Annotated in this window: 19 protein-coding genes and 1 pseudogene; 12 read left to right on the top strand and 8 right to left on the bottom strand. The window is 64.1% G+C overall.

What is annotated here, in order from left to right; translation table 11 throughout:
- Positions 1-119 precede the first annotated feature (119 nt).
- The 4 genes and pseudogenes from CV_RS23425 (at position 120) to CV_RS07080 (ending at position 2,560) form a co-directional block, all read left to right on the top strand.
- The gene (locus CV_RS23425) at positions 120-347 is read left to right on the top strand and encodes a hypothetical protein (protein ID WP_147296203.1); all 228 of its coding nucleotides are present in this window, start codon (positions 120-122) and stop codon (positions 345-347) included.
- Between the two features lie 10 nt (positions 348-357).
- On the top strand, positions 358-1,698 hold the full coding sequence (locus CV_RS07075) for a glutamine synthetase family protein (protein WP_043595736.1): 1,341 nt from the start codon (positions 358-360) through the stop codon (positions 1,696-1,698).
- A 200-nt stretch (positions 1,699-1,898) separates the two neighbouring features.
- Positions 1,899-2,093 (top strand): annotated as a pseudogene (locus CV_RS24040) (IS5/IS1182 family transposase); the annotation flags it as partial.
- A gap of 80 nt (positions 2,094-2,173) precedes the next feature.
- A complete protein-coding gene (locus CV_RS07080) occupies positions 2,174-2,560 on the top strand; it encodes a VOC family protein (protein ID WP_011135002.1) in 387 nt (128 codons plus the stop codon).
- Between the two features lie 74 nt (positions 2,561-2,634).
- Here CV_RS07080 and CV_RS07085 read toward each other — a convergent pair whose 3' ends face one another.
- Both CV_RS07085 and ccoG read right to left on the bottom strand, forming a co-directional pair.
- Positions 2,635-4,020 (bottom strand): PLP-dependent aminotransferase family protein, encoded by a 1,386-nt coding sequence (locus tag CV_RS07085; RefSeq protein WP_011135003.1) that lies wholly within the window; start codon positions 4,018-4,020, stop codon positions 2,635-2,637.
- Between the two features lie 21 nt (positions 4,021-4,041).
- Positions 4,042-5,391, bottom strand: coding sequence for a cytochrome c oxidase accessory protein CcoG (gene ccoG / locus CV_RS07090; protein WP_043595738.1), 1,350 nt, complete (start codon positions 5,389-5,391; stop codon positions 4,042-4,044).
- Positions 5,392-5,592: 201 nt separating this feature from the next.
- On the opposite strand from ccoG, the gene CV_RS07095 reads away from it, so the two are divergent.
- On the top strand, positions 5,593-6,231 hold the full coding sequence (locus CV_RS07095; RefSeq protein ID WP_043595741.1) for a LysE family translocator: 639 nt from the start codon (positions 5,593-5,595) through the stop codon (positions 6,229-6,231).
- Positions 6,232-6,269: 38 nt separating this feature from the next.
- Here the strand turns inward: CV_RS07095 and CV_RS07100 are convergent, their stop codons facing one another.
- From CV_RS07100 to CV_RS07125, 6 genes are all read right to left on the bottom strand, one after another.
- Entirely contained in the window at positions 6,270-7,604 is a 1,335-nt protein-coding gene (locus CV_RS07100) for a methyl-accepting chemotaxis protein (protein ID WP_011135006.1), read from the bottom strand.
- 259 nt (positions 7,605-7,863) lie between these two features.
- A complete protein-coding gene (locus CV_RS07105) occupies positions 7,864-8,493 on the bottom strand; it encodes a MarC family protein (protein ID WP_011135007.1) in 630 nt (209 codons plus the stop codon).
- Between the two features lie 138 nt (positions 8,494-8,631).
- Positions 8,632-9,765 carry a succinyl-diaminopimelate desuccinylase gene (gene dapE / locus CV_RS07110; protein WP_011135008.1) on the bottom strand — a complete coding sequence of 378 codons (1,134 nt, stop codon included), beginning with the start codon at positions 9,763-9,765 and terminating at the stop codon, positions 8,632-8,634.
- The gene (locus CV_RS07115; RefSeq protein ID WP_043595744.1) at positions 9,762-10,112 is read right to left on the bottom strand and encodes an arsenate reductase; all 351 of its coding nucleotides are present in this window, start codon (positions 10,110-10,112) and stop codon (positions 9,762-9,764) included. Before CV_RS07115 ends, dapE begins: the two co-directional genes overlap by 4 nt.
- 9 nt (positions 10,113-10,121) lie before the next feature.
- On the bottom strand, positions 10,122-11,252 hold the full coding sequence (locus CV_RS07120) for a PilT/PilU family type 4a pilus ATPase (protein WP_011135010.1): 1,131 nt from the start codon (positions 11,250-11,252) through the stop codon (positions 10,122-10,124).
- A gap of 120 nt (positions 11,253-11,372) precedes the next feature.
- A complete protein-coding gene (locus CV_RS07125; RefSeq protein ID WP_011135011.1) occupies positions 11,373-13,052 on the bottom strand; it encodes a long-chain-fatty-acid--CoA ligase in 1,680 nt (559 codons plus the stop codon).
- 305 nt (positions 13,053-13,357) lie between these two features.
- Here CV_RS07125 and rimP point away from each other — a divergent pair, with 305 nt between their 5' ends.
- From rimP to pnp, 7 genes are all read left to right on the top strand, one after another.
- The gene (gene rimP / locus CV_RS07130; RefSeq protein ID WP_011135012.1) at positions 13,358-13,783 is read left to right on the top strand and encodes a ribosome maturation factor RimP; all 426 of its coding nucleotides are present in this window, start codon (positions 13,358-13,360) and stop codon (positions 13,781-13,783) included.
- A 52-nt stretch (positions 13,784-13,835) separates the two neighbouring features.
- On the top strand, positions 13,836-15,314 hold the full coding sequence (nusA, locus tag CV_RS07135; protein ID WP_011135013.1) for a transcription termination factor NusA: 1,479 nt from the start codon (positions 13,836-13,838) through the stop codon (positions 15,312-15,314).
- Positions 15,315-15,353: 39 nt separating this feature from the next.
- Positions 15,354-18,248, top strand: a complete 2,895-nt coding sequence (infB, locus tag CV_RS07140) for a translation initiation factor IF-2 (RefSeq protein WP_011135014.1) — start codon at positions 15,354-15,356, stop codon at positions 18,246-18,248.
- A gap of 170 nt (positions 18,249-18,418) precedes the next feature.
- On the top strand, positions 18,419-18,835 hold the full coding sequence (gene rbfA / locus CV_RS07145; RefSeq protein ID WP_011135015.1) for a 30S ribosome-binding factor RbfA: 417 nt from the start codon (positions 18,419-18,421) through the stop codon (positions 18,833-18,835).
- Positions 18,832-19,752 (top strand): tRNA pseudouridine(55) synthase TruB, encoded by a 921-nt coding sequence (gene truB / locus CV_RS07150; protein WP_011135016.1) that lies wholly within the window; start codon positions 18,832-18,834, stop codon positions 19,750-19,752. The genes rbfA and truB overlap by 4 nt, the downstream gene beginning before the upstream one ends.
- A 92-nt stretch (positions 19,753-19,844) precedes the next feature.
- A complete protein-coding gene (rpsO, locus tag CV_RS07155) occupies positions 19,845-20,114 on the top strand; it encodes a 30S ribosomal protein S15 (RefSeq protein WP_011135017.1) in 270 nt (89 codons plus the stop codon).
- Between the two features lie 194 nt (positions 20,115-20,308).
- Positions 20,309-22,453, top strand: a complete 2,145-nt coding sequence (gene pnp / locus CV_RS07160) for a polyribonucleotide nucleotidyltransferase (protein ID WP_043595748.1) — start codon at positions 20,309-20,311, stop codon at positions 22,451-22,453.
- The last annotated feature ends 85 nt before the right edge of the window (positions 22,454-22,538 follow it).

Raw genomic sequence — 22,538 nt, forward strand, 5'->3', positions numbered from 1 at the left:
TCGCTTAATTCTAATGCACTTTGACGCTGCCGTCCTGTTGCGTTGTTTGTCCTATTGTTGACTAAAAATGACAGCCAATGGCCGTCGTCCGTTGCGAATGGCCGCGGACGCTGGCTAGGATGGACGAAGCGTTGAAAATATTGAACACGATTTTGCCAAATCTTTATCACGAAAGGACGATGATCTTGCAGCAAAACCACCGGCGAAGCCGGCCAATCCACTCATTTTCCACTGCGGCCGCCAGGCCGCTGCTCGCGGACCGCAGCCTGTTCTTATTGCAGGCCGCGCGCCGCCATACCCTGACCCATCATGCCCGCAGGCTGGGAAGCTCGGGCAAACACAGCTGACAGAGGATTTATGGACAGTGCCCTTATCATCAACCAATGGCTGGACGAACACCATATCACCGAGGTGGAATGTCTGATCCCGGACATGACCGGCCTCGCCCGCGGCAAGATCGTGCCGCGCCACAAGTACGACCCCGCCGTCGGATTGCGCCTGCCTGAGGCGGTGCTGTCGATGACGGTGACCGGCGACTACCCCGACCGCGACTTCACCTCCGTCGCCGACCCCGACATGAAGCTGCTGCCCGATCTGAGCACCTTGCGCCCGGTGCCGTGGAACAAGGAGCCCACCGCGCAGATCATCCATGATTGCTATTCCTTCGCCGGCGACGCGGTGGACCTGGCGCCGCGCAACGTGCTCAAGCGCATCCTGAAACTGTACGAGGACCAGGGTTGGAAGCCGGTGATCGCGCCGGAGATGGAATTCTACCTGGTGGAGATCCAGCCGGACGAGGACTTGCCGCTGCGCCCGCCGGTGGGCCGCACCCGCCGCACCGAGGCGGGGATGCAGAGCTTTTCCATCGACGCGGTCAACGAATACGACGACATCTTCGACGTGATGTACGACTGGTGCGAGGCCCAGGGCCTGGCGCTGGACACGCTGATCCACGAGATGGGCACCGCGCAGATGGAGATCAACCTGGACCACGGCGATCCGCTGCAACTGGCCGACCAGGTGTTCCTGTTCAAGCGCACCGTGCGCGAGGTGGCGATCCGCAACAATATGTACGCCACCTTCATGGCCAAGCCGATGCAGGGCCAGCCCGGCAGCGCGATGCACATGCACCAGAGCGTGGTGGACATCGCCAGCGGCGGCAACATCTTCAGCCTGGACGATGGCCAGCCGTCTGAGGCCTTCCTGCACTTCATCGGCGGCCTGCAGCGCTATCTGCCGGCGGCGATGCCGTTCTTCGCGCCCTACGTCAATTCCTACCGCCGCCTCAGCCGCTACACCTCGGCGCCGATCAATCTCAGTTGGGGCTACGACAACCGTACCTGCGGTTTGAGGGTGCCGCACTCCGATCCGGAGGCGAGGCGGGTGGAGAACCGGCTGGCCGGTGTGGACGTCAATCCTTACCTGGCGATGGCGGCCAGCCTGGCCTGCGGCTACCTGGGCATGCGCGACCGCATCGATCCGTCCGAGCCTTTGTCCGGCAGCGCCTACGAGCAGCCCCATCAGTTGCCGCGCCACCTGGACGACGCCATCGACATGCTGCTGCGCTGCCGGCCGCTATCCGAGCTGTTCGGCGAGCACTTCATCGAGACCTACGCCGCGATCAAGGAGGCGGAGTACCGCGAGTACTTCGACGTGATCAGCCCGTGGGAGCGCCGCTTCCTGCTGCTGCACGTCTAGCCGTACCGGGCCTTCCCGCCCTGCGGGCTGGAAGGCGGCTCTGTGCCAGAAGTCGGCAGCGTGTCCGGCTGGGGCAGGGACAGGGGGTTGTCCAATCCGGCCATACGGAGAGCGGACACGCGCAGTTGATGCTCAGGGGCGGACATATTATTCCAAACGATCCAGCGAGCTGCGCGCACCTTGCCTTCCGCCAGTGATGCAAGCTGCATCTGGGGATTGATGCGCAAGCGCTGACAATCCGAGCTATGGACGTGACTGGCGATGCCACGATGTTGCCGGCACGGCTGTCCCGGATGGCTGCAATAGAGGCGCTGGCAACTGTGACGACTGACGGGGCGTACGACTCATACTTGTGTCACGCTGCGTTTGTGGGGCGCGGCGCTGCTGCCATCATTTTTTATCTATCAGCCGCCACAACGCGGCTGCCGCTGCCCACCATCTGTCCAGCGTCGTCCGCCTACGGGAGAGAGCCGCAATGCACAAAAGCCGCCTGAGCAACATCATCATCGACTGCAGGACCGACGACATAGAGGGCGCGGCCAGGTTTTGGTCCGCGGCGATCGGGCGTACTGCACGCGCTGCAGACGCCGCTGACCCCTATCGCCTGCTCGAAGGACCGCCGGATGAGATGAAGATTCTGGTCCAGGCAGTGGGTCACGCGAGTCGCGTCCATCTGGACATCGAGACCAACGACGTCGAGGCGGAAGTGGCGCGCCTCGAAAGTCTTGGAGCAAAGCGGGTCGAGAAAATCCACACGTGGTGGGTTATGGAGGCGCCCACGGGACAACGCTTTTGTGTCGTGAGGCCGCAGCGGCCGGATTTTGAGGAACGGGCCAATGTTTGGCAGCGCGGCGACGCCTAACCCTTGGCCCAGCTCAAAACTGAGGCCGCATGAACACCATGTCCCATGCGGCCCACCGGTGGGCTGAAGGGGCTTCAGTCCTGCTTGGCCAGGCTTTCCGCCAGCATCGCCACGCCGTTGTGCTGTTGCAGCGGGTCAAAATAGCTGAAGTTGAGCCGCATCGCGTTCAGCCTGGGCTGGGCGTCACGGAAGAACAGCGAGCCGGGCGCGAAGTGCATGCCGCGCTGCATCGCGGCCGGCAGCCGGGCGCGGCAGTCGCTGCCCTCCGGCAGCTCCAGCCACAGGAAATAGCCGCCTTGCGGCGTGATCTGGCGGGCGCCGGCCGGCATCTGGACGGCCAGCTGCTGGCTCATTGCCAGCCAGTTGGCCTGCAGCCGGCTGCGCAGCAGGCTGAGCATGTCCTCGTGCTGTCCGCCGGACAGCAACCGGGCCAGCGCCATCTGGCTGGGCAGCGGCGTGGACAGCGAACTGCACAGCTTCAGGCCCAGGATGCTGTCGCGGTAGCGGCCGGCGGCGATCCAGCCGACGCGGTAGCCCGGCGCCAGCGACTTGCTGAACGAGGAACAGTACAGCACGCTGCCTTTCTGGTCGTAGGCCTTCAGCGGCAAGGGCGCGCTTTCGCCGAAATACAGTTCGCGGTAGGTGTCGTCCTCGATGATGGGCAGCCGGTGCCGGTCCGCCAGCGCCAGCAGCGACGCCTTGTCGTGGTCGCTCATCGTCAGGCCGGTGGGGTGCTGGAAGTTGGCCATCGCCAGGATGCCGGCCGGCTGGTGCTGGAGGATCAACTGCTCCATCCGCTCCAGGTCCAGCGGCTGGCCGGGCGGCGTGGCCAGCGTGTGCACGGTGACGCCCAGCTGGTCCAGTTGGTCGAACAGCGCCGGGAAGGCCGGGGTCAGCACCAGCATCGCCTGGCTGCCGGACAGCTTGGTCACCGCGCGTATCGCCAGGTTCAGCGCTTCCATGCCGCCGCAGGTGACCAGCAGCTCGTCGCCGTCCAGCTCCACGCCCTGGGCCAGGTAGCGCAGCGTCAGCTCGCGGCGCAGGCCTTCGTAGCCGGTGCTGGCGTTGCCGGACAGTGCGTAGCGGTAGTCCCGCAGCGCGCGGGTGAGGGCGCGGTTCAGCGGCGTGGTGTTGATCAGCGCCGGGTTCATGTAGGGGCAGCCCCAGGGCATGGGCAGCGCGCTGGTCAGGTGCTCGATGCGGATGCCGCTGCCGTCGCTGTTGAGCGGCAGGTTGCTGGGCAGCGCGCTGCTGCGCGCCAGCACGCGGAAGCCGGAGCGCGGCAGCGATTCGATCAGCCCCAGTTTTTCCAGTTCGGCGTAGGCGCGCTGCGCGGTGGTGATGCTGATCTTGTGGTCCTGGCACACCTTGCGCAGCGAGGGCATGCGGTCGCCGGCGCGCAGATGGCCCTGTTCTATCGCATGGCGGAAGCGTTGGCTCAATTGGCCGGTTTTGTTCATATATTGTTTTCCTGACCCGGCTTACTCGCCGATGAAGCTGGATTTTTCCCTTATCGAAACGTCATCGTTCAGCGAGCGTATCACGAAGTGGATGCGATGCGAGCCGCGCGGCGCGCTTTCCGGCTCGACCTGCACGCGCACCGGCACGGTTTCGGTCTGGGCCGGCTTGACCTCGATTACCTGGCCCGGCTTCTCCATGCGGATGCCGGGCAGGCCCTCGACCGATACCACGTAGCGCTGCGCCTGCTCGGTGGTGTTGATCACCCGCAGGCTGTAGCGGTTCTGCAGCAGGCCGTCGTCGGATTGCTCCACCAGGCTGGCGCGGTCGCGCAGCACGTCCACCTTGAACGGCTTCTTCAACACCAGCGCGGTGGTGGACATGGTGATGATGCCGGCCAAGAGGCAGGAGTAGATGACGATGCGCGGGCGGTGGAAGGACGGGCCGCTCTGCGCCGGCTTGCCCTGCAGCGCCTGGGCGCTGGTGTAGCGGATCAGCCCGCGCGGCGACTTCAGCTTGTCCATCACCTGGTCGCAGGCGTCGATACAGGCGGCGCAGCCTATGCATTCGTACTGCAGGCCGTTGCGGATGTCGATGCCGGTGGGGCAGACCTGCACGCAGATGCCGCAATCTATGCAACCCTTGGTCTGGGCGTCGCTCTTGGCCTGGGTCTTGCCGCGCGGCTCGCCGCGCTTGGCGTCATAGGAAATGACCAGGGTGTGGTCGTCGAACATCGAACCCTGGAAGCGCGCGTACGGGCACATGTGCAAACAGACCTTCTCGCGCAGCACGCCGGCCATCAGCCAGGTGAAGCCGCCGTAGAACAGCGTCCAGAACAGATCCCATGGCCCCATCTGCAGCGTGGCCAGCTCGCGCATCGGCGTGAAGTAGCCGACGAAGGTGAGGCCGGTCCACAAGGAGAACGCGGCCATGATCGCCTGGGTGGCGCCTTTCTTGGCGAACTTGCCGACGCTCATCGGCGCGGCGTCCAGCTTGCGGCGGGCGTTGTGGTCGCCCTGAATCGCCCGTTCGATCCAGATCATGATCTGGGTATACACCGTTTGCGGGCAGCTGTAGCCGCACCACAGCCGGCCGGCCAGCGTGGTCCACAGGAACAGGCCCAGCGCCGATACCACCAGCAGCGCCGCCAGGTAGATGAAATCCTGCGGCCACAGGCTGATGCCGAAGATCAGGAAATGATGCTCCGCCAGATTGAAATGCACCGCCTGGCGGCCGTTCCACAGCAGCCAGGGCATGCCGAAGAACGCCAGCTGCGTCAGCACCACCATGCCGACGCGGACATTGTTGAAGCGGCCGCTGGTGAGCCGGGGATGGATCTTGATGGGGACGGGTTTGATTTCAGGCTTGGACATGGCTGCCACCACGCTATGAAGATGGCTATTTTTACTGCTGGGGATCAGTACAAACAATGAACAGACAATGATGAAAATATCAGTACAGATGCCGCTGTATATTTACAGGAATGGATAGCGTTTTGGCATAATGTCCCGTGATTGCTGGAGAATGCCGGAAAGCGGCGAGAGGCGCCGCATACAGATTATCTGGAGATAAAGATGGGGGGCGTGTGGGTGGATGCCAACATGGCCGCGGCGTTCGCGGTGTATCTGGTTGGGACGGCGAGCCCGGGGCCCAGCAATCTGGCCATCATGGGCGTGGCGATGGAGCAGGGGAGGAGCCGAGCCTTGTCGCTGGCGGCGGGCGTGGCGCTGGGCTCTGTCTGCTGGGGCGTGTTCGCCGCTTTGGGCTTCGCGGAATTGATGCGGGGCAGCCTGGCGTTGGCGTGGTGCTTGAAGCTGTTGGGCGGCGCCTACCTGCTGTATCTGGCCTGGCAGTCTGCCAGGCAGGCGGCTTGCGCCGCCGATGCCGCGGGGGAAGGGCGGCGGCTGGCCGGGCTGTCGCATGGACAGGCGCTGCGGCGGGGGCTGCTGATGCATCTGGGCAACCCCAAGGCCATCTTGGTTTGGCTGTCGCTGGTGTCGCTGGCCTCTCCCGCCTCCGGCGGGGGAGAGCATGGCGCGCGGGTGGTGGCGGGCTGCGCGCTGATTGCTGTCTGCGTGTTTGCTTCCTATGCGCTGCTGTTCTCCACCGCCGCCGCGCGGCGGGCCTATCTGCGGCTGAGGCGATGGCTGCATGGCGCGCTGGCGCTGGCTTTCGCTTACGCGGGCGTCAGGATGCTGAGGGGAGGGGCGTGATCCTTTGCCGAAAAACGCGCCAGCCAGCGCGCTGGCGCTCAGGGATTGGGGGGATTGGCGCCGGCTTGAACGGCTGAGAAGTGGTTGACCACATCGGCCAGCCGCGAGGTGCTGTTGCGTATCTGCTCGATCGAACTGCTGGCCTCGCTGGCGTGTTCCTCGCCTTTCTGCGCCTTCACCAGCATTTCGTGGATGCTTTCGGTGGCGCTGCCGGTGCCGTTCTTGATGTCGTCTATCATCTCGGTCACCTCCTTGGTGGAGGTGCTGGTGCGTTCCGCCAGTTTGCGCACCTCGTCGGCCACCACGGCGAAGCCGCGGCCCTGCTCGCCGGCGCGGGCGGCTTCGATCGCCGCGTTCAACGCCAGCAGATTGGTCTGATCGGCGATTTCATGGATGGTGTTGACGATGGTGGTGATGCGGCTGGTTTTCTGTTCCAGGTCTTCGATCAGCCGCGCCGACTGTCCCGCGCTGTCGGCGATCACGCTCATCGCCTGGATGGTGTCGCGGATCACCTGCTGGCCGTTGCTGGAGGCGTTGTCCGACGCCGCCGACAGCCGATGCGCTTCCTGCACCAGGCGGAGATCTTGCTGGCGCGCGGTTTCCTGGTCGGTGATGTCGGTGGCGAACTTGATGACCTTGAACACCACGCCATCGTCGTCGAAGATCGGATTGTAGCTGGCCTCCAGCCAAATCGGGCGGCCCGATTTATGCAGGCGTTCGAACCTGCCGGAGACGAACACGCCCTGTTTCAGCTGTTGCCACAGATGCTCATAGGCGGGGCTGTGCACAAAGTCGGCTGGGCAGAAGATGCGGTGGTGCTTGCCGATGATTTCCTCGGCGGTATAGCCGGTGGCGCCGAGAAAATTGGCGTTGGCGGTCAGGATGACGCCTTCCGGGGTGAACTCGATGACGGCCATTGAGCGCTCAACGGCTTTCATGATGTTTCTCGCCTCATGGGCGAGCTTGACCTCCTGGGTGACGTCCAGCGCGAACACCATCACTTTGACCACCTGGCCCTGTTTGTCGTGGACCGGGTTGTAGCTGGCCTCCAGCCATACGGTGCGACCATCCTTGGCGATGCGCCGGAACTGATCCTTGATGATGCCCCCGGTCCGCAACACATGCCAAAAGGCCTTGTATTCCTGGCTGGCCGTGAATTGCGGCAGGCAAAACATGCTATGGTGCTGGCCGATGATTTCCTCGGCGCTGTAGCCCAGGGTCTGCTCGAAATTGGCGTTGGCGGAGAGGATGATGCCGTCCGGGCTGAATTCTATGATGGCGGTCGATTGGTTCAGCGCGTCCAGCACGTTTTTTTGATTTTCCAGTTGAGCCAGGGCGTCATTCAAGGAGGATTTCAGCTTTTGATCGAACATCGTTTCATCCTCGCGGGATAGGGATGGTCGGGAATGCAAGGCGCGCGATATCGCTTATTTGGTGTATGAAATATGGGTGAGATTAGTCAAGGAGAGTCTGGAAGGCCGCCTGGTTTCCGGCGGCAAATGCATGGCGGCTGGATGGGAAAGCGAGACGGCGCAGACGCTCGGGCGGCGATGGCCAGTCCAGATTGTTCGGAGGAGGCGTGAAATGGCGGCCGCGCCGGCCGGGGAGGGCCCGCAGCGGCGCCGCGAGCCTTCAGCGAGTCAGTTGCGGAAACAGCCGGTAAACGCCGTCGACGATGATTTCCACCGATACCGCGGCGAGCAGCATGCCCATCACCCGGTTGACGATATTGATCCCGGTCTGGCCCAGCAGCCGGGACAGCGGCGAGGCCAGCACCAGCGCGCCGTAGCAGGTGACGGCCACCAGGAGGCCGCTGATCAGCAGGTAGACCACCTGTATCCAGGAGTGGGCGGTGCTGGCGTAGATGATCACCGTGGAGATGGTGCCCGGGCCGGTCATCAGCGGGATGGCCATCGGCACCACCGCGATATTGGTCTTGTGGCCCGCCTCCTCGCGTTCCTGCTTGGTGGTCTTGGTCGGACCGGGCTTGGCGTTCATCAGCGCGATGGCGATCAGCATCACCAGGATGCCGCCGCCGACTTGGAACGAGCCTATGCTGATGCCCAGAAAGCGCAGCAGCGTCTCGCCCACCACCGCGAACAGGCTGAGCACGATGGCGACGGCGATGGCGGTGGTCTTGGCGATTTTCCGCCTTTCCTCCTGGCCGGCGTTGGGCGTCAAGCTGATGAAGATGGGGATGGCGCCAAGCGGATTGACCAGCACCAGCAGCGCGATGAAGATTTTTGCGATTTCGATTTCCATGATGATGGAGCTTACCTGTTAGTTCGATCCGCAACATTCGGCGTGGAGACGCGAAAAACCATGGTTGCGCCAGGGACGCGGCGTGGATGTGAAAAAACCGGCGCGGGCGCCGGTTTCAGCATAGCGGAGCGCAGGCCCTCATGCCTTGGCCAGCAGCCCCTCCAGCGTGCGGCGGTAGATGGCGGCCAGCGGCTCCACGTCGGCCACTTCCACGCATTCGTTCAGCTTGTGGATGGTGGCGTTGATGGGGCCGAATTCCACCAGCTCGCGCGCGATGCGCTTGATGAAGCGGCCGTCCGAGGTGCCGCCGGTGGTGGACAGTTCGGCCTTGGCGCCCGACACCTCGGCGATGGCCGCGCTGAGCGCGTCGGTCAGCGCGCCCGGCGGCGTGATGAAGGGCTGGCCGGACAGCTGCCAGTGCAGCTCGTAGCCCAGACCGTGCTTGTCCAGTATCTGATACACCCGTTCTTTCAGGCTTTCCGCGGTGCTTTCCGGCGAGAAGCGGAAGTTGAACAGCAGCTCGCAGTGGCCTGGGATGACGTTGGTGGCGCCGGTGCCGGCCTGGATGTTGGACACCTGCCAGCTGGTGGGCGGGAAAAAGGCATTGCCCTCGTCCCAGCGGGTGGCGGCCAGTTCCGCCAAGGCCGGCGCCATCAGGTGGATGGGGTTTTTCGCCAGCTGCGGGTAGGCGATGTGGCCCTGGATGCCGTGCACGACCAGGCGGCCGGACAACGAGCCGCGGCGGCCGTTTTTCACGGTGTCGCCCAGCCGCTGTTCGGAGGTCGGCTCGCCGACGATGCAGTAGTCTATCGTCTCGCCGCGCGCTTCCAGCGCGTCGACCACCTTGACCGTGCCGTCGACCGCCACGCCTTCCTCGTCCGAGGTGATCAGCAGCGCCAGCGAGCCCTTGTGATCAGGATGTTCGGCGACGAAGCGCTCGCAGGCGGTGACGAAGGCGGCCAGAGACGCCTTCATGTCGGCGGCGCCGCGGCCGTACAAGAGGCCGTTGCGCACGGTCGGCTCGAACGGCGGGCTGTCCCATTTGTCCAGCGGCCCGGTGGGCACCACGTCGGTATGGCCGGCGAAGCAGAACAGCGGGCCGGCGTCGCCGCGGCGCGCCCAGAAGTTGTCCACGTCGCCGTGGCGCATCTTTTCCACCTTGAAGCCTATCGCTTCCAGGCGTTCTATCATCAGCGCCTGGCAGCCTTCATCGCGCGGGGTGACGGAATCGCGGCGGATCAGCTCGCGGGCGAGATCCAGCGTCGCGCTCATTTGCCGAATCGCTCCGCCCAGTCGGCTTCGGCGAAGCCGACGCCGACCTTGCCGTCCCATTCCAGCACCGGGCGCTTGATCACCGACGGCTTGTCCAGCATCAGCGCGACGGCGCCGTCCAGCGTGTCTGCGGCGGCCTTGGCCTCGTCCGGCAGCGCGCGCCAGGTGGTGCCCTGGCGGTTCACCAGTTTAGCCAGCGGCACTTGCGCGGCCCAGGCTTGCAGGCGCCCGGCGTCTATGCCTTGTTTCTTGAAGTCGTGGAAGAGGTAGTCGATGCCGTTGTCGGCCAGCCATTGGCGGGCCTTCTTCACGGTATTGCAGTTGGGAATGCCGTACAGGGTAATCATCGGGTGGGTTTACAAGTCCAGTTTGATGCTGTCGAAGCTGGCCGCGCTGGCGGGGCCAGGTTTGTCTTTGCCTTTGCCCGCCTCCTGGGACTGGTTGATCAGCCAGTACAGATTGGTGGGCGAGTCGGCGTTCTTCAACGCTTCGTCCAGGCTGATCCGTCCGGCCTGGTAGAGCTGGAACAGCGCCTGTTCGAAGGTTTGCGCGCCATCGCTCATGCTGCTTTCGATGGCCTCCTTGATTTTGTCCATCTCTCCGGCCCGAATCAACTCCGAAATGTGCGGCGTGTTGATCAGCAGCTCCAGCGCAGGCACCCGGCCGCCGTCCAGCGTGGCCACCAGCCGCTGCGAGATCACGGCGCGCAGCGAGGCCGACAGGTCCATCAGCAGCGCGCCGCGCGCTTCTGCCGGAAAGAAATTCATCACCCGGTTCAGCATGTGGTAGCTGTTGTTGCCGTGCAGCGTGGAGATGCACAGATGGCCGGATTGGGCGTAGCCGATGGCCTGGCTCAGCGTTTCCGGATCGCGGATCTCGCCTATCATCAGCACGTCCGGCGCCTCGCGCATCGCGTTCTTCAGCGCGCGGGCGTAGGACAGCGTGTCGAAGCCGATCTCGCGCTGGTTGACTATGGACTGGTCGTGGCGGAACAGGAATTCGATCGGATCCTCGATGGTGAGGATGTGGCCCTTCATGCTGCGGTTGCGCGATTGCAGCATCGCCGCCACCGTCGAGCTTTTGCCGGAGCCGGTGGAGCCGACCACCAGGATCAGGCCGCGCTTCAGCTTGATCAGCTCTTCCAGCAGCGGCGGCAACTGCAGCTCTTCCACGGTCGGGATGCTGGGCAGGATGTAGCGCACCACCATGCCGACCGAGCCGCGCTGCCAGAACACGTTGACGCGGAAGCTGCCCAGGCCCGGCACCGGATGGCCCAGATTCATCTCGCGCTCGCGCTCGAAGACGGCGGCTTCTTCCTCGCTCATCAGGCTGTAGGCCAGTTGCTTGACCATGTCCGGCGTCAGCGGCTTCTCGTTGACCGGCGTCAGTTCGCCGCCCAGCTTCAGCATCGGCGGGGAGAAGCTGGTCAGAAACAGGTCGCTGGCCTTTTTTTCGGCCATCAGTTTGAAAAACGGCAACATCAGCATGGAGCGCTCCGAAGGGGCTGAGGATCGATTCAGTTTAGCCGTCCCGCGCGGGCTTGCGTTTGCGCCGGGTAAAACAAAACGCCGCCCAAGGGGGCGGCGTCGCGTGGATGCTGGCGGCGATCAGGCCTGCTTGGCGGTTTCCTGGTCGCGCAGCGCGCGGCGCAGGATCTTGCCGACGTTGGTCTTGGGCAGCTCGCTGCGGAACTCGACCAGCTTGGGCACCTTGTAGCCGGTCAGGTTCTCGCGGCAGTAGCGGATGATGTCCTTGTCGGTGAGGGCGGGGTTCTTCTTCACCACGAACACCTTGACCACTTCGCCGGACTTGTCGTCCGGCACGCCGATGCAGGCGACTTCCAGCACGTCCGGATGGCCGGCCACCACGTCCTCGATCTCGTTCGGGTAGACGTTGAAGCCGGACACCAGGATCATGTCCTTCTTGCGGTCCACCAGCTTGACGTAGCCTTCCGGCGTGAGTACGGCCATGTCGCCGGTGGCGAGGAAGCCGTCGGCGCCCAGCACCTTGGCGGTTTCGTCCGGGCGGTTCCAGTAGCCGCGCATCACCTGTGGGCCGCGGATGCACAGCTCGCCCTGTTCGCCCGGCGCCACCGGGCGGCCTTCGGCGTCGCGGATTTCGATCTCGGTGGACGGCACCGGCAGGCCGATGGTGCCGTTGTATTCCTTCAGGTCCATCGGGTTGATGCAGGCGGCCGGGCTGGTCTCGGTCAGGCCGTAGGCCTCCACCAGCGGCACGCCGGTGACGGCCTTCCACTTGTCGGCCACCGCTTTCTGCACCGCCATGCCGCCGCCCAGCGTCAACCGCCAGGTGGAAAAATTCAGCTTGGAGAATTCCGGATGGTTCAGCAGCGCGTTGAACAGCGTGTTGACCCCGGTGATGCAGGTGATCGGATACTTGCGCAGCTCCTTGACGAAGCCGGGTATGTCGCGCGGGTTGGTGATCAGCACGTTCAGCGCGCCGATCTCGGTGAACACCATCAGGTTCGCGGTCAGCGAGAAGATGTGGTATAGCGGCAGCGCGGTGACGATCACTTCCTGCCCCTCGCGCACCAGCGTGCCCACCCATGCGCTGGCCTGCAGCATGTTGGCGACGATGTTCTTGTGCAGCAGCACGGCGCCCTTGGCCACGCCGGTGGTGCCGCCGGTGTACTGCAGGAAGGCGACGTCCTCGTGGGTCAGCGCCACCTTGTCATAAGGCTTGGCCGCGCCGATGGACAGCGCGTCGCTGAAGCGTACGTGGCCGGGGATGCGCCAGGGCGGCACCATCTTCTTCACCTTGCGCACCACGAAATTGACCAGCGTTCCCTTTAGGATGCCCAGCATTTCGCCGATGGAGGCGACCACCACGTTCTTCACCTGGGTGCGCGGCAGCACCTGCTCCAGCACGCCGGCGAAGTTCTCCAGGATGACGATGGTTTCCGCGCCGGAATCCTTCAGCTGATGCTCCAGCTCGCGCGGCGTGTACAGCGGGTTCACGTTGACCACCGCGCCGCCCGCGCGCAGCGTGCCGAACACGGCGATCGGGTATTGCAGCAGATTGGGCATCATCACAGCGACGCGGTCGCCTTTTTTCAGGCCCAGCCTATGCTGCAGGAAGGAGGCGAAGCGGCCGCTGAGCGCGTCCAATTCAGCGTAGCTGAGCACCTTGTCCATGCAGGCCATCGCGGGCCGGCCGCTGAATTTCTTGACGCTGCGGTCGAACACCTCGGTTACCGACTGGAACTGGTTGATGTCGATCTCGTGGGCGACGCCGGGCTGGTAGTTTTTGAGCCACACCTTATCCATAAATCCGGGTTTCTCCGTCGTGCGGGTTTTAGCGAGCTTCGTCGCGGCGGGAGCGGCGGCGAACGGTTTTGCGAGTCGCTATTTAATAGTTGTTGTTGTCGGCCGTCAGGCCATTGCGATCAAACCGCGGTTTGATCCGCGGTAATGTACCGTAACTGAAATCGTCTCGCAAAAGTTGTCTGGCATAGGCCGGCTTCCGGTGCCGGGAGGTCCGGCCGGGCCGGTTTTCTTTTTTGCGGAAATAGGTTACAATCGCAGCGGTTAGGGATGGGCGTTTCGCCCATTTTTTATTTGTGGAAAAAGCAATGGATGTTCGTTTGCTGCTGGAAAACACCCTGCCGGGTCTGGGCTATGAGCTCGTCGATTTCGAAATGACCCCCGGTGGCGGTTTCCGCGTGTTTATCGACAAGCCCGGTGGCATCACCGTGGAAGACTGCGTGCTGGTGAGCAATCACTTCACGCGGCTGTTCATGGTCGAAAACGTGGATTACGAGCGTTTGGAAGTGTCTTCTCCGGGCCTGGATCGCCCGTTGAAGAAGGAGGCCGATTTTGTCCGCTTCTCCGGTCAGCTCGCCAAGATCAAGACGCGGATGCCGATCGAGCAGCAGAAGAAATTTACCGGTCGTCTTGCCGGGGTCGAGGATGGCTCCGTGAAGCTGGATGTGGATGGCCGCATCGTGGAGATTCCGTTCGCCAACATCGACAAGGCTCGTCTCGAGCCTGAGTTTTGATGTCTGGACGGCTTTTAGCCCACGCTAAAGGACAAAATTCGGAGAGGAATGCATGAGTCGCGAGATTTTGTTGCTGGTGGATGCCCTGGCGAGCGAGAAGAATGTCAGCAAGGATGTGGTGTTTTCCGCCCTTGAGATGGCGCTTGCCTCGGCCACCAAGAAGAAGTTTACCGATGACGAGATGGATGTGCGCGTCGAGATCGACCGCCACACCGGTCAGTACCAGACCTTCCGCCGCTGGCTGGTGGTGGAGGACGAGCTGCTGGAATCCGAAAGCAAGGAAATCGGCCTGATCGACGCGCGCGACCGCGATCCGCGCATCGAGTTGGGCGCCTTCATCGAAGAGCCGATGGAGGCCGTCGAATTCGGCCGCATCGGCGCGCAGACCGCCAAGCAGGTGATCCTGCAGCGCATCCGCGACGCCGAGCGCGAACAGCTGCTGAACGAATTCCTGCAGCGCCGCGAGCACCTGGTGATCGGCACCATCAAGCGCATCGAGCGCGGCAACGCCATCGTCGAGTGCGGCAAGCTGGAAGCCGTGCTGCCGCGCGACCAGATGATTCCGAAGGAAAACCTGCGCGTGGGCGACCGCGTGAAGGCCTATCTGCTGCGCATCGACCGCCAGGGCCGCGGCCCGCAACTGATCCTGTCGCGCACCGCGCCGGAATTCCTGGTCAAGCTGTTCGAGCTGGAAGTGCCGGAGATCGAGGAAGGCATGCTGGAAATCCGCGCCGCCGTGCGCGATCCGGGCATGCGCGCCAAGATCGCCGTCAAGGCCAACGACGCCCGCATCGATCCGCAGGGCACTTGCATCGGCATGCGCGGCTCGCGCGTGCAGGCGGTGACCCAGGAACTGGCGGGCGAGCGCGTCGACATCGTGCTGTGGGCGCCGGAACCGGCCCAGTTCGTGATCAACGCGCTGTCGCCGGCCGAAGTCAGCCGCATCATGGTGGACGAAGACAATCACAGCATGGACGTGATCGTCGAGGAAGAGCAGCTGGCGCTGGCCATCGGCCGCAGCGGGCAGAACGTCAAGCTCGCCGCCGAGCTGACCGGCTGGTACCTGAACATCATGACCGTGGCCGAAGCGGAAGAGAAGCATCAGGCCGAAGACGCCGCGCTGCGCCAGCTGTTCGTCAGCGCGCTGAGCGTGGATGAAGACACCGCCGCCAAACTGGTGGAAGAGGGCTTCGCCGCGCTGGAGGAAGTGGCCTACGTGCCGCTGGAAGAAATGCTGGAAATCGAAGGCTTCAACGAGGAGCTGGTGGGCGAGCTTCGCAGCCGCGCCCGTGATGCGCTCCTGACGCAGGCCATCGCGTCCGAAGAGCAGGTCGAGAACGTAGCCGACGACCTGAAGGACGTTGAAGGCCTGGATGCCGAGCTGGTTCGCAAGCTGGCCGCAGGCGGCGTGACCACCCGCGACGATCTGGCCGACCTGGCCGTTGACGATCTGGTGGACATGACCGGCATGGAAGCGGAAGCTGCACGCGCAATCATCATGAAGGCGCGCGAACACTGGTTCAACCAGTAAGGCTTTCTCGGGAAGTATTTACGGAATTTGGGAAGACGCATGGTTTTGACGAATGTAAAACAATTTGCCAGCGAGATGAATCTCACGCCGGAACGCCTGCTCGAGCAGCTGCGCGCCGCGGGCGTGAGCAAGCGCTCGCCGGAAGACAGCCTGTCGGCGCAAGACAAGTCCCAGCTTCTGGACTACCTGAAGCGTTCGCATGGCGCCCGCGAGGATAGCGGCATCACGCTGACTCGCAAGTCCACCTCCGAGGTCAAGAAGGCCGACGGCAGCACCGTGACAGTGGAAACCCGCAAGAAGCGCGTGGTGGTGCGTCCGGACGACGCGCCGCGCGCCGAGGCACCGAAGCCGGCCGAGCCGGCTCCCGCTCCGGCCGCCGCGCCTGCGGAAGCCAAGCCCGAGCCGAAGCCGGAGCCCAAGGTCGAAGCGAAGCCTGAGCCGAAACCGGAACCGAAGCCGGAGCCGAAAGTGGAAGCCAAGCCGGAACCGAAGCCCGAGCCGAAGCCGGCCGCCGCGCCGGCGCCGCGCACCGTGGCCTCCATCCTGTCGCCGGAAGAAATCGCCGCGCGCGAAGCGGAAGAGAAGCGTCAGGCTGCTTTCCGCGCTCGCCAGGAAGCGCTGATGCGCGAAAAGATCGAACGCGAAGAGCGCCGCCAGGCTGCCAAGCTGGCCGCCTCGCAACCGGCGCCCGAGCCGGCTCCCGTGGTCGAGCCGCAGCGCGAAGAGCGTCGCGACGATCGCCGCGGCGCGCCGTCCGGCGACAATCGCGGTCCGCGCGGCAACGACAACCGCGGCCCGCGTCCGGCAGGCGCCGGCGATCGCGGCCCGCGTCCGGGCGGCGACAACCGCGGCCCGCGTCCGGCAGGCGCCGGCGATCGCGGCCCGCGTCCGGGCGGCGACAACCGCGGCCCGCGCCCGGCAGGCGCCGGCGATCGCGGCCCGCGTCCGGCTCCGGCCGCCGCGGCCCCGTCTCAACCGCCGGCTCCGGCTCCGGGCGGCAGCCGTCCGGGCAAGGGCAAGAAGGGCGGCGAACGCAGCTGGGACGACAACAAGAAGGGCGGCCGCGGTCTGAAGACCAAGGGCGGCGACGCCGGCAACGATTGGAAGTCCCGCGGCGGCAAGGGCCGGAACAAGCAGAACAACCAGCACGCCTTCCAGGCGCCGACCGAGCCCATCGTGCATGAGGTTCTGGTGCCGGAAACCATCACCGTGGCCGAACTGGCGCACAAGATGGCGGTGAAGGCGGTTGAAGTGATCAAGACCCTGATGAAGATGGGCATGATGGTCACCATCAACCAAGTGCTGGACCAGGAAACCGCGCTGATCGTGGTCGAAGAAATGGGCCACATCGGCAAGGCCGCCCAGGCGGATGATCCGGAAGCCTATCTGGACGTGACCGATGGCGAAACCGTGGAAGTGGTTGAGCAGCCGCGTTCTCCGGTGGTGACCGTGATGGGCCACGTCGACCACGGCAAGACCTCGCTGCTGGACTACATCCGCCGCGCCAAGGTCGCCGCGGGCGAAGCCGGCGGCATTACCCAGCACATCGGCGCCTACCACGTGGAAACCCCGCGCGGCATGATCACCTTCCTGGATACCCCGGGCCACGAAGCGTTTACCGCGATGCGTGCCCGCGGCGCCAAGGCCACCGACATCGTGGTGCTGGTGGTGGCGGCCGACGACGGCGTGATGCCGCAGACGATCGAAGCGATCCACCACGCCAAGGCCGCCAAGGTGCCGATGGTGGTGGCGGTCAACAAGATCGACAAGCAGGGCGCCAACGTCGAGCGCATCCGCCAGGAGCTGGTGGCGCATGAAGTGGTGCCGGAAGATTGGGGTGGCGATACCCAGTTCGTCGAAGTGTCGGCCAAGATGGGCCTGAACATCGACGCGCTGCTGGAGGCCATCCTGCTGCAAGCCGAAGTGCTGGAACTGAAGGCTCCGGTCGACAGCCTGGCCAAGGGCATCATCGTCGAGGCCCGCCTCGACAAGGGCCGCGGTCCGGTCGCCACGCTGCTGGTTCAGTCCGGCACGCTGAAGAAGGGCGATGTGGTGCTGGCCGGCACGGCATTCGGCCGCGTCCGCGCGATGATGGACGAAAACGGCAAGGCAATTGACTCTGCTGGTCCGGCCATCCCGGTGGAAATCCTGGGTCTGTCCGACGTGCCGCAAGCCGGCGAAGACGCGATGGCGCTGGCCGACGAGAAGAAGGCGCGCGAAATCGCCCTGTTCCGCGCCGGCAAGTTCCGCGACGTGCGTCTGGCCAAGCAGCAGGCCGCCAAGCTGGAGAACATGTTCGCCCAGATGGCCGAAGGCGAGGTGCAAACCCTGTCCATCATCATCAAGGCCGACGTGCAAGGTTCGTACGAAGCGCTGGCCGGCAGTCTGCAGAAGCTGTCCACCGAAGAAGTCCGCGTGGCCATCCTGCACTCCGGCGTGGGCGGCATCAGCGAATCCGACGTCAACCTGGCGATCGCTTCCAAGGCCATCGTGATCGGCTTCAACACCCGAGCCGACGCGGCGGCGCGCAAGCTGGCGGAAAACGAGGGCGTCGACATCCGTTACTACAACATCATTTACGATGCTGTGGACGAGGTGAAGGCCGCGCTGTCCGGCATGCTGGCGCCGGAGAAGAAGGAACAGATCCTGGGCACCGTCGAGATCCGTCAGGTGATCACGGTTTCCAAGGTGGGCAACATCGCGGGCTGCATGGTGACCGACGGCATGATCAAGCGCTCCGCTTCGATCCGTCTGATCCGCAATCACGTGGTGATCCACACCGGCGAACTGGAATCGCTGAAGCGCTTCAAGGACGACGTGAAGGAAGTGAAGCAAGGCTACGAATGCGGCCTGATGCTGAAGAACTTCAACGACATCCAGGAAGGCGACCAGCTGGAAGCGTTCGAGATCGTGGAAGTCGCGCGTTCCCTGTAATCGGGACGCCAGGGGCGGGTGTCGCGTCGGCCGGAAGGCCGGCGGGCGCTCGCCCTTTTTTCGTATCCGCCACGACGCCCGTCCAAGCGCATGCCGTTCAGCGTGCGTTTTGACGGGCCCCGTGGCTTAGCGGCCGCATGGGCCGCGTTTGCAACAGAATTGGAAGTGATATGGCCAAAGCCAAAAAAGGTTTTTCCCGCTCGGACCGCGTCGCCGAGCAGATCCAGCGCGAGCTGGCCGAGCTGACCCGAAAGGGCCTGAAGGATCCGCGCGCCGGCTGGATCACCATCACCGCGGTGGAAGTGACCCGCGACTATTCGCACGCCAAGGTTTACTACACGGTGATGGTGGACAGTACGCGCGAAGCCACCCAGGAGGCGCTGGACAGCTCCGCCGGCTATCTGCGCAACGAGCTGGGCCGCGCGATCAAGATGTTCAGCATGCCGCAGCTGCATTTCGTCTATGACGACTCCGTCGAGCGCGGCATGCACCTGACCAGCCTGATCAATCAGGTGGCGCGCGAGGATGCCGAGAAGTTCGGCGAGGCGGCCGCTGGCGAAGCCGAAGGCGAGGGCAAGGCCGAATGAGCAAGCCGCGCAGCAACCGCCGCCACATCGATGGCGTGCTGCTGATCGACAAGCCTTACGACATTTCCAGCAACAATGCGCTGCAGAAGGCGCGCTGGCTGCTCAATGCCGCCAAGGCCGGCCATACCGGCGTGCTGGACCCGCTGGCGACCGGCCTGCTGCCGGTGTGCCTGGGGGAAGCCACCAAGTTCTCCTCGTATCTGCTGGACGCGGACAAGGGGTACCGCGCCACGGTCAGGTTCGGCGTAGTGACGACGACCGGCGACGTGGAGGGCGAAGTGGTGTCCGAGCGGCCGGTCGAATTCGGCCGCGAGCAGCTGGAAGCCGCGCTGGCGCGCTTTCGCGGCGAAATCAGCCAGGTGCCGCCGATGTATTCGGCGCTGAAGCATCAGGGCAAGCCGCTGTACGAATACGCGCGCGCCGGCATCGAGGTGCCGCGCGAGGCGCGCCAGGTCACCATCCGCAAGCTGGAGCTGCTGTCGTTCGACGGCGTGTCGGCCGAGATCGACGTGCTGTGCACCAAGGGGACGTATATCCGCACGCTGGGCTGCGACATCGGCGAGGCGCTGGGCTGCGGCGCGCATCTGACCGCGCTGCGCCGCACCGCCACCGGCGGTTTCAGCCTGGACGAATCGCACCGGCTGGCCGATCTGGAATCGCTGGACATGCCGGCGCGCGAAGCCTTGTTGATGCCGGCGGATGTGCTGGTGATGCATTTTCCGCAGCTGGAGCTGGCGGATGAGGAGATCGGCAAGTTTCTTCACGGCCAGCCCGTGCGTTTTGAACAAAAGTGTGAGAAAATGCAGCGTTTCCGGGTTTACCAACAGTCTTCCCGGAGATTCGTGGGGCTGGGCGAGGCTCGCGGCGATGGCCGCCTGCATCCGATCCGGCTCCTGGCGAACCAGGCCCAGGCCTGATTCGCCACTTACCGGAGTGTGGAATGGGTTGGGTTTTCCGGCTCGCCGCACTTGTCGGGTTTTCAAACCCCTATTGAAACGGAGCAATCCAAATGGCAATGACCGCCGCTCAAAAAGCAGAAATCGTTAAAGGCTTCCAACGCGCTGAAGGCGACACCGGTTCTTCCGAAGTCCAAATCGCGCTGCTGACCGCCCGCATCAACGACCTGACCCCGCACTTCAAGGCCAACACCAAGGACCACCACAGCCGTCGTGGCCTGCTGAAGCTGGTCAGCCGTCGTCGTCGTCTGCTGGACTACCTGAAGCGCACCGACGCTGAAGGCTACCGCGCGCTGATCACCCGTCTGGGCCTGCGCAAGTAATCGGTATACGGTTCTGAAAAAGTCGCAGCTTGCTGCGACTTTTTCACACCGGCAGCTGTGCGAGTAAAATTGTCGTAACAACGGGGGGAGCCTCTACAAATTCCGATCTTTCGTCCAGGTCCGAATTTTTAGGGGTTCCCGTTGTTTTATCCGCTCGCGCATTTTCATCAGTGAACCAAGATAGGGAAACCCTCGTGTTCAACAAGATCACCAAAACCTTCCAGTTCGGCCGCCAGACCGTCACCTTGGAAACCGGCGAAATCGCTCGCCAGGCATCCGGTTCCGTAGTCGTTTCCGTTGACGACACCGTCGTCATGGTCAGCGTGGTGGGCGGCAAAAACGTCAAGCCGGGCCAGGACTTCTTCCCGCTGACCGTCGACTACCTCGAGCGTACCTACGCCGCCGGCAAGATCCCGGGCGGCTTCTTCAAGCGCGAAGGCAAGCAGTCCGAGAAGGAAGTGCTGACCAGCCGCCTGATCGACCGTCCGATCCGCCCGCTGTTCCCGGAAGGCTTCTACCATGACGTGCAGATCGTCGCCACCGTGTTGTCGCTGAATCCGGAAGTGGATTCCGACATCCCGGCGATGATCGGCGCTTCCGCCGCGCTGGCCATTTCCGGCCTGCCGTTCGCCGGCCCGATCGGCGCCGCCCGCGTCGGCTACGCCAACGGCGAATACATCCTGAACCCGACCAAGACCGAGCTGCAAACCTCGCAGATGGATCTGGTGGTCGCCGGCACCTCGCGCGCCGTGCTGATGGTGGAATCTGAAGCCAAGGAACTGCCGGAAGCCGTGATGCTGGGCGCTGTGGTGTTCGGCCACGAACAGATGCAGGCTGCGATCAAGGCCATCAACGAACTGGCCGACGAAGTGAATCCGGTGATGTTCGACTGGGCCGCTCCGGCCAAGGACGAAGCGCTGATCGCCCAGATCCGCGGCATCGCCGGCGAGAAGCTGGCCGAAGCCTTCCGCCTGCGCCAGAAGCAAGCCCGCACCGTCGCCATCAACGAAGCTTGGGACGCGGTCAAGGCCGGCCTGATCAACGAAGAAACCGACACCCTGAAGGCCAACGAGATCAAGGGCATCTTCAAGAGCCTGGAAGCTGAAATCGTCCGCGGCCAGATCCTGGCTGGCGAAGCGCGCATCGACGGCCGCGACACCCGCACCGTGCGTCCGATCAGCATCCGCAACAACGTGCTGCCGCGCACCCACGGCTCCGCGCTGTTCACCCGCGGCGAAACCCAGGCGCTGGTCGTGGCCACGCTGGGCACCAAGCAGGACGAGCAGATCATCGACGCGCTGGCCGGCGAGTACACCGAGCGCTTCATGCTGCACTACAACTTCCCGCCGTACTCCACCGGCGAAGCCGGCCGCATGGGCCCGCCGAAGCGCCGCGAAATCGGCCACGGCCGCCTGGCCAAGCGCGCGCTGGTGGCCGTGCTGCCGCCGGAAGACGAGTTCGGCTACTCGATGCGCGTGGTGTCCGAGATCACCGAATCCAACGGCTCCTCGTCGATGGCTTCCGTGTGCGGCGGCTGCCTGTCGCTGCTGTCGGCCGGCGTGCCGCTGAAGGCGCACGTGGCCGGCATCGCCATGGGCCTGATCCTGGAAGGCAACCGCTTCGCCGTGCTGACCGACATCCTGGGCGATGAAGATCACCTGGGCGACATGGACTTCAAGGTGGCCGGCACCGCCGCAGGCGTGACCGCGCTGCAGATGGACATCAAGATCCAGGGCATCACCAAGGAAATCATGCAGGTTGCGCTGGAGCAGGCCAAGGAAGGCCGTCTGCACATCCTGGGCCTGATGAAGGAAGCCGTGGACGGCCCGCAAGAGCTGTCCGCCCACGCTCCGCGCCTGTACGTGATGAAGATCAACCCGGAGAAGATCCGCGAAGTGATCGGCAAGGGCGGCGAGACCATCCGCTCCATCACCAAGGATACCGGCTGCGAGATCAACATCGAAGAAGACGGCACCATCACCATCGCCTCGGTAAGCAGCGAGGGCGCGGAAGCGGCCAAGAAGCGCATCGAAGAGATCACTGTCGAAGTCGAAGTGGGCAAGGTGTACGAAGGCACCGTGGTCAAGATCCTCGACAACAACGTCGGCGCCATCGTTTCCATCCTGCCGGGCAAGGACGGTCTGGTCCACATCTCGCAGATCGCCAACGAGCGCATCAAGAATGTGTCCGACTACCTGAAGGAAGGCCAGGTTGTGAAGGTCAAGGCCATCGAAATGGATGACCGCGGCCGCATCCGCCTGTCCATCAAGGCGCTGCTGGAAGAAGAAGCGAAAACCGCCCAAGCGACCGCTGACGCCTTCGGCCTGAAGACCCAGTAAGTCCGGTTGATAGCCGTTCCTGCCTGGAGCGGACGCCAGCCAGAACCCCCTGCCATGGCAGGGGGTTTTGTTTTAAATCGCGAGG

This window comes from Chromobacterium violaceum ATCC 12472, from assembly GCF_000007705.1.
Lineage (GTDB): Bacteria > Pseudomonadota > Gammaproteobacteria > Burkholderiales > Chromobacteriaceae > Chromobacterium > Chromobacterium violaceum.